This window comes from Acidovorax sp. FG60, from assembly GCF_057808995.1.
Genome location: NZ_JBMDJC010000043.1, coordinates 1 through 6,752 on the forward strand (window position 1 = coordinate 1; position 6,752 = coordinate 6,752).

Annotated in this window: 6 protein-coding genes and 1 pseudogene; 6 read left to right on the plus strand and 1 reads right to left on the minus strand. The window is 68.0% G+C overall.

Annotated features, from left to right (window positions below):
• Nucleotides 1-81: 81 nt before the first annotated feature.
• The 5 genes from ACODS0_RS27675 to ACODS0_RS27695 all read left to right on the plus strand — a co-directional run bounded on the left by ACODS0_RS27675 (nucleotide 82) and on the right by ACODS0_RS27695 (nucleotide 4,654).
• Nucleotides 82-777, plus strand: a complete 696-nt coding sequence (locus tag ACODS0_RS27675; RefSeq protein ID WP_187723857.1) for a 3-oxoacid CoA-transferase subunit A — start codon at nucleotides 82-84, stop codon at nucleotides 775-777.
• Between the two features lie 27 nt (nucleotides 778-804).
• Complete coding sequence (locus ACODS0_RS27680) at nucleotides 805-1,458, plus strand: 3-oxoacid CoA-transferase subunit B (RefSeq protein ID WP_088888401.1); 654 nt, start codon at nucleotides 805-807, stop codon at nucleotides 1,456-1,458.
• Nucleotides 1,459-1,533: 75 nt separating this feature from the next.
• Nucleotides 1,534-2,745: a 3-oxoadipyl-CoA thiolase gene (gene pcaF, locus ACODS0_RS27685; RefSeq protein WP_015914173.1), complete on the plus strand. Its 1,212-nt coding sequence runs from the start codon at nucleotides 1,534-1,536 to the stop codon at nucleotides 2,743-2,745.
• Between the two features lie 27 nt (nucleotides 2,746-2,772).
• Complete coding sequence (gene pcaD / locus ACODS0_RS27690) at nucleotides 2,773-3,573, plus strand: 3-oxoadipate enol-lactonase (protein WP_135149213.1); 801 nt, start codon at nucleotides 2,773-2,775, stop codon at nucleotides 3,571-3,573.
• 88 nt (nucleotides 3,574-3,661) lie between these two features.
• Nucleotides 3,662-4,654 carry a Bug family tripartite tricarboxylate transporter substrate binding protein gene (locus ACODS0_RS27695; RefSeq protein WP_187723858.1) on the plus strand — a complete coding sequence of 331 codons (993 nt, stop codon included), beginning with the start codon at nucleotides 3,662-3,664 and terminating at the stop codon, nucleotides 4,652-4,654.
• Between the two features lie 121 nt (nucleotides 4,655-4,775).
• Here ACODS0_RS27695 and ACODS0_RS27700 read toward each other — a convergent pair.
• A pseudogene (locus ACODS0_RS27700) lies at nucleotides 4,776-5,765 on the minus strand (NAD-binding protein); the annotation flags it as partial.
• Here ACODS0_RS27700 and ACODS0_RS27705 point away from each other — a divergent pair.
• Nucleotides 5,655-6,752 (plus strand): dihydrolipoyl dehydrogenase family protein (locus tag ACODS0_RS27705; RefSeq protein WP_488838454.1); only part of this gene is annotated, 1,098 nt, incomplete at its 3' end. The pseudogene ACODS0_RS27700 and the gene ACODS0_RS27705 sit on opposite strands and share 111 nt — an antisense overlap.

Consider the following 6,752-nt stretch of genomic DNA (forward strand, 5'->3'; position numbering starts at 1 on the left):
CGAGGCCCAAAACTCGTGCCATACTTGGCCTCATGCGGTTGAATTTCCTATCCGTCTTTTCCCTCACTGGACCAGCAACACATGATCAACAAGATTGCGGATTCCGTTGCCGAGGCGCTCGCGGGCGTGCAGGACGGCGCCACCGTACTGATTGGCGGCTTTGGCACTTCGGGCAACCCCATTGAACTGATCAACGGCCTGATCGCCCAAGGCGCGCGCGACCTCACCGTGGTCAACAACAACGCCGGCAACGGCGATGCCGGCCTGGCCGCGCTGCTCAAGAGCGGGCAGGTGCGCAAGATCATCTGCAGCTTCCCGCGCCAGGTGGACAGCTATGTGTTCGACGAGCTGTACCGCAGCGGCAAGATCGAACTGGAACTGGTGCCCCAGGGCAACCTGGCCGAGCGCATGCGCGCCGCGGGCGCCGGCATCGGCGCCTTCTTCTGCCCCACGGCCTATGGCACGCAGCTGGCCGAAAGCAAGGAAACCCGCGAGATCAACGGCAAGCACTACGTGCTGGAGTACCCCATCTACGGCGATGTGGCCTTGGTCAAGGCCGAGAAGGGCGACCGCTGGGGCAACCTGACCTACCGCATGTCGGCGCGCAACTTCGGCCCCGTGTGCGCCATGGCGGCCAAGTACACCGTGGCCACCGTGCATGAACTGGTGGAGCTGGGCGAGATGGACCCCGAGGCCGTGGTCACCCCCGGCATCTACGTGAGCAAGGTCGTCCAGGTGCCGCGCGTGGCCACCCAGGCCGGTGGATTCAAGAAGTAAAGCCCGTTCAGCCCAAGGAGATACAGCGTGAGCAGCTATCAAAAACGAACCAAGGACGAACTGGCCGCACGAGTGGCCCAGGACATCTTCGACGGTGCCTATGTGAACCTGGGCATCGGCCAGCCGACCCTGGTGGCCAACCACATCCCCGCAGGCCGCGAGGTGGTGCTGCATTCCGAGAACGGCATCCTGGGCATGGGCCCCGCACCCGCCAAGGGCCAGGAGGACTATGACCTGACCAACGCCGGCAAGCAGCCCGTGACGCTGCTGCCCGGTGGCTGCTACTTCCACCATGCCGACAGCTTCGCGATGATGCGCGGCGGCCACCTGGACATCTGCGTGCTGGGCGCCTTCCAGGTGTCGGCCACGGGCGACCTGGCCAACTGGAGCACCGGCGAGCCCGGCGCCATTCCCGCCGTGGGCGGCGCCATGGACCTGGCCGTGGGCGCCAAGTCCACCTGGGTGATGATGGATCTGGTCAGCAAGACCGGCGAATGCAAGGTGGTCCAGGCCTGCAGCTACCCCCTGACGGGCCTGGCCTGCGTCAAGCGCATCTACACCGACCTGTGCACGCTGGAATGCACGCCCCAGGGCCTGCGCCTGATCGACACCGTGCCCGGCCTCTCGCACGAGGAACTGGAGCGCATCGTCGGCCTGCCGATCCAGCCCGCACAGCAATAAGTACCAAAACGGCCTCCAGCGCTTGATGGACAAGCGCTGGCAGCTCACTTTTTTGATATTCCCTTCGGAGACACCATGAGCAACGCCCGCCAAGCCTTCATCTGCGACGCGATCCGCACCCCCTTCGGCCGCTACGGCGGCGCCCTCTCCAGCGTGCGCACCGACGACCTGGGCGCGTTGCCCATCAAGGCGCTGATGGAGCGCAACCCTGGCGTGGACTGGGCAGCGGTGGATGACGTGCTGTATGGCAACGCCAACCAGGCCGGCGAGGACAACCGCAACGTGGCGCGCATGTCCAGCCTGCTGGCCGGCCTGCCCATCGACGTGCCCGGCGCCACCATCAACCGCCTGTGCGGCTCGGGCCTGGACGCCGTGGGCTCCGCCGCGCGCGCCATCAAGTCGGGCGAGGCGCGCTTGATGATCGCTGGCGGCGTCGAGTCCATGAGCCGCGCGCCCTTCGTGATGCCCAAGGCGGAAAGCGCCTTCAGCCGCAGCAACGCGGTGTACGACACCACCATCGGCTGGCGCTTCATCAACAAGCTGATGAAGGCTCAGTACGGCGTGGACTCCATGCCCGAGACGGCCGAGAACGTGGCTGACGATTTCAAGATCGAGCGCGAGGCCCAGGACCGCATGGCCCTGGCCAGCCAGCAAAAGGCCGCCGCCGCGATGGCCGCCGGCTACCTGGCCAAGGAAATCGTCAACGTCGTCATTCCCCAGAAGAAGGGCGACGCCGTCGTGGTCAGCCAGGACGAGCATCCGCGCGCCACCACGCTGGAGGCGCTGGCCAAGCTCAAGGGCGTGGTGCGCGAGGGCGGCACCGTCACGGCCGGCAACGCCAGCGGCGTGAACGACGGCGCCTGCGCGCTGCTGCTGGCCGATGAGGCGGCCGCCCAGCAATACAACCTGGTGCCCCGCGCCCGCGTGGTGGGCATGGCCGTGGCCGGCGTGGCGCCGCGCATCATGGGCTTTGGCCCCGCGCCTGCCGTGCGCAAGGTGCTGGCCCAGACCGGCCTGACGCTGGACCAGATGGACGTGATCGAGCTGAACGAAGCCTTCGCCGCACAGGGCCTGGCCGTGCTGCGCGACCTGGGTGTTGCCGATGACGACAAGCGCGTCAACCAGTGGGGCGGCGCCATCGCCCTGGGCCACCCGCTGGGGGCCTCGGGCGCGCGCCTGGCCACCACCGCCGTGAACCAGCTGCACACGCTGGGCGGCCGCTACGCGCTGTGCACCATGTGCATCGGCGTGGGCCAGGGCATCGCCGTGGTGCTGGAGCGCGTGTAAGCGCGTCGCGTGACCCGAGGAGCGAGCATGAACAAGCAAGAACGCTGGGTGGATGTGCAGGGCGGGCGCCTGCGCGTGTGCGTGCAAGGCCCCGAGGGCGCCCCGGCCCTGGTGTTTTCCAACTCCCTGGGCACCACGCTGGAGATGTGGGACGCGCAGGCCGCGCGCTTCGCCCAGGACTTCCGCGTGGTGCGCTACGACACGCGCGGCCACGGCGCGAGCGTGGTGACACCCGGCCCCTACACCTTCGAACTGCTGGGCGGCGACGTGGTCGCGCTGCTGGATGCGCTGCGGATCGAGCGTGCGCACTTCTGCGGCATCTCCATGGGCGGCTTCACGGGCCTGTGGCTGGGCGTGCACCAGCCCCAGCGCCTGCTGAGCCTGGCCGTGTGCAACAGCGCCGCCAAGATCGGCACGGCCGAAGGCTGGCAGGCCCGCGCCGCGCTGGTGCGCGAAAAGGGCCGTGACGCCATGGCGGAGCTGGCCGCATCGTCACCCGCGCGCTGGTTCACCCCAGCCTTCTGCGCGGCCGAGCCGGACGTGGTGCTGCGCGCGCAGAGCTGGATTGCCGGCATTTCCCCTGAGGGCTATGCCGCCTGCTGCGAAGCCCTGGCGCTGGCCGACCTGCGCTCGCAGGTCGGTGGCATCGACGTGCCCACGCTGATAGTGGCCGGCAGCGCCGACCCCGTGACCACCGTGGCCGACAGCCGCTTCATGCAGGCGGCCATTGCCGGTGCGCGGCTGGCCGAGGTGCCGGCTTCGCACCTGTCCAACCTGGAAGCGCCGCAGGCCTTTGACGAGGCCCTGGCGCAGTTCCTGCGCGGCTGAGACCGCGGGCGGCGATGCAGTGCGGCTTGCTGCGCTGCCCACGCCGCTTCCTTCCATTCATCCAATCCTAGAGAAAGAGGAAACAAGCATGACCAACCTTCATCACACCACCCGCCGCACGCTGCTGGCCTCCCTGGCCGTGGCCGCCGCCGGCGCGCTGCCCCTGGGCGCCCTGGCGCAGAACTTCCCCACCAAGCCCATCACCATCATCGTGCCGTTCTCGGCCGGCGGCACCACCGACATCCTGGCGCGCATCGTGGGCCAGGGCCTCACCACCGAGCTGGGCCAGTCCGTCGTGGTGGACAACAAGCCCGGAGCGGGCGGCAACATTGGCGGATCGCTGGCCGCCAAGGCCGCGGCCGACGGCTACACCCTGTTCATGGGCACGGTGGGCACGCACGCCATCAACCAGTCGCTGTACAAGAAGATGCCCTTCGACCCGGTGAAGGACTTTGCGCCGCTGTCGCGCGTGGCCACGGTGCCCAACCTGTTGGTCGCACACCCCAGCCAGCCGTTCAAGACCGTGAAGGAAATGATCGCCTATGCCAAGGCCAACCCCGGCAAGATCACGTATGGCTCGCCCGGCAGCGGCGCGTCGCCCCACGTGTCGGGCGAGCTCTTCAAGAGCATGACCGGCACCGATCTGCTGCACATCCCCTACAAGGGCAGCGCCCCCGCCATGACCGACCTGCTGGGCGGCCAGACCTCCGTCATGTTCGACAACATGCCCTCGGCCATCCAGCACGTGCGCTCGGGCAAGCTGCGCCCCATCGCCGTGACCACCGCCAAGCGCTCGCCCGAGCTGCCTGACGTGCCGACCATCGCCGAAGCCGGCGTGCCCGGCTACGAGGCAACCTCCTGGTTCGGCATGTTTGCGCCGGCCGGCACGCCCAAGCCGGTGCTGGACAAGCTGCACGCCGCGCTGATCAAGGTGCTGAACCAGGCCGACGTGAAGAAGAAGATCGCCGAGCAGGGCGGTGACGTAGTGGCCGAGACACCCGAGCAGTTCGCCGCCTTCATCAAGGCCGAAAGCGTGAAGTGGGGCAAGGTGGTGAAGGAGTCCGGCGCGACGGCCGACTGACCCTTCGCTGAGCGGTTCAGCCCCTTACCCTCCCTCACACGGCGTGTGGAGGGGTAGCGGTAATCTGCTATTGATACGAGAGCTTGTAGCGCTTGATAGGTGGGCGCTACAGGCTCTTTTGTTATGGAGCCTTGGGTGCCTGGGGCACATCGGGCGGCAGGCCGGCGCCAGCCTCCGCCGCGGCCATGCGTTCCTGGCGCTCCTTGGCCATCTGCTCCACCAGCTGGGCGCGGCCCTGCTTGGCGACGGCGATCATGGCCTCGCGGTCGTTGTGGTGCTCGTACATGCGGTTGGACAGCGCCATGTTGTGCGCGCGGAAGCGCTCGGCCAAGGTGTCGGCCTCTTGCGGCGACAGGCCGTTGAGCTCCAGCACCGTGCGTGCGGTGCGCAGGCTGGACTCGAACACCTCGCGTTCCACATGCTCCACGCCCAGATCGCGCAGCGCGTGCCAGTGCGTCACGTCGCGCGCGCGCGCCACGATCTGCAACTGGGGAAAGTGCTTCTTCGCCAGTTGCACGATCTTGAGCGACTGCTCCGGCGCGTCCACCGCCACCACCAGGATGCGCGCATGCTCGGCGCCGGCCATGCGCAGCAGGTTCACGCGCGTGGCGTCGCCATAGAACACGCGGTAGCCAAAGGTGTGGGCCACCTCCAGCATCTCCACGCTGTGGTCCAGCACCGTGGCGGGCACGCCCTGCGCCAGCATCATGCGCGCCACGATCTGCCCATAGCGCCCGAAGCCGGCAATGATCACCGGCGCCGACTGCGGCTCGGAGATCTCCTGCGCCTGCGGGGCGGTCTTCAGCGTGGCAAAGCGCTTGAGCAGCACCCGGTCCAGCAGCACCAGCAGCAGCGGGCTGATCAGCATGGACAAGGCTACCGCGCCGATCAGCAGCGACGCCATCTCGGCCGGAATCGCGCGAAAGCCCGCGCCGGCCTGGAACACCACGAAGGCGAACTCGCCGCCCTGCGCCAGCAGCAGCGTGAACACCGGCCGCTCCTGGTAGGGCATGGCGGTCACGCGCGCCAGCGTCCAGATCACCAGTGCCTTGATGCCCAGGAAGCCCAGCAGCAGCGCCAGCATGCCCCAGGGCGTGCGCAGGATCACGCTGTCGGCCACCGCAGCCTCCGCTGCCGCCCTGCTCACCAACAGCGCCGATCCCGCGAAACCACCGGCACCGGCCAGGACAAGACCGGCAGCAAAAAGGTGGTGGCGTTCAAGAAGGCCATCATCGCCGCTGGCAGCCAGGCCGTGCGCCTGCCCTTCATGCCCGACGATCCGCGCGTGGTGGACTCCACCGGCGCACTGGCGCTGCAGGGCGTGCCCCAAAAGATGCTCATCGTCGGCGGCGGCATCATCGGCCTGGAAATGGGCACGGTGTACAGCACGCTGGGCGCCCGCCTGGACGTGGTCGAGATGATGGACGGCCTGATGCAGGGCGCGGACCGCGACCTCGTCAAGGTCTGGGAGAAGATGAACAAGCACCGCTTCGACAACATCCTGCTCAAGACCAAGACCGTGGGCGCCCAGGCCACGCCCGAAGGCATCCAGGTGCAGTTCGAGGGCCTGGACGGCACGAAGAGCGAAGGCACCTACGACCTGGTGCTGCAGGCCGTGGGCCGCACCCCCAACGGCAAGAAGATCGCTGCCGACAAGGCCGGCGTGTCTGTGACGGACCGCGGTTTCATCAACGTGGACATCCAGATGCGCACCAATGTGCCGCACATCTTCGCCATCGGCGACATCGTGGGCCAGCCCATGCTGGCGCACAAGGCGGTGCACGAGGCGCATGTGGCGGCGGAAGTGATCGCCGGCGAATTGCAGGGCAACAAGGAACTGGCCAGCGCCGCCTTCAACGCCCGCGTGATCCCCAGCGTGGCCTACACCGACCCCGAAGTGGCCTGGGTGGGCCTGACCGAAGACCAGGCCAAGCAGCAGGGCATCAAGGTCAAGAAGGGCCTGTTCCCCTGGGCGGCCTCGGGCCGCGCCATTGCCAACGGCCGCGACGAAGGCGTCACCAAGCTGCTGTTCGACGACAGCCCCGAAGCAGGATCAGGAGACGGCCATGCTGGCCGGGGCCACGGCAAGATCCTGGGC

Coding starts and splice junctions, on each gene's coding strand:
- pcaD (WP_135149213.1), top strand. CDS start 2,773: ATGAACAAGCAAGAACGCTGGGTGGATGTGCAGGGCGGGCGCCTGCGC.
- ACODS0_RS27675 (WP_187723857.1), top strand. CDS start 82: ATGATCAACAAGATTGCGGATTCCGTTGCCGAGGCGCTCGCGGGCGTG.
- pcaF (WP_015914173.1), top strand. CDS start 1,534: ATGAGCAACGCCCGCCAAGCCTTCATCTGCGACGCGATCCGCACCCCC.
- ACODS0_RS27695 (WP_187723858.1), top strand. CDS start 3,662: ATGACCAACCTTCATCACACCACCCGCCGCACGCTGCTGGCCTCCCTG.